The sequence below is a fragment of the Bacillus sp. SIMBA_074 genome (genome assembly GCF_046534555.1).
Taxonomy (GTDB): Bacteria; Bacillota; Bacilli; order Bacillales; family Bacillaceae_G; genus Bacillus_A; species Bacillus_A mycoides.
Genome location: NZ_JAWRYM010000269.1, coordinates 1 through 318, shown reverse-complemented (window position 1 = coordinate 318; position 318 = coordinate 1). Strand labels below are relative to the sequence as shown.

General features: G+C 50.9%; 1 protein-coding gene. It reads left to right on the top strand.

What is annotated here, in order from left to right; genetic code table 11:
• Positions 1-318: IMP dehydrogenase (locus SB773_RS30805; RefSeq protein ID WP_410594033.1), on the top strand; the 318-nt coding region annotated here is incomplete at both ends.

Genomic DNA, 318 nt, shown 5'->3' with positions numbered 1-318 from the left:
GCTGGAAACGTTGCAACCGGACAAGCTACCCGTGATTTAATCGAAGCAGGGGCATCTGTAGTAAAAGTAGGAATTGGCCCAGGGTCAATTTGTACGACACGTGTTGTGGCAGGGATTGGAGTTCCACAAATTACGGCTATCCACGATTGTGCACAAGTAGCTCGCGAGTACAATATTCCAATTATTGCCGATGGCGGCATTAAATACTCAGGGGATTTGCCAAAAGCTGTAGGCGCAGGCGCTTCTGCCATCATGATCGGTAGCTTGTTCGCGGGAACCGAAGAGAGCCCGGGCGAGTTTGAAATCTTCCAGGGCCGA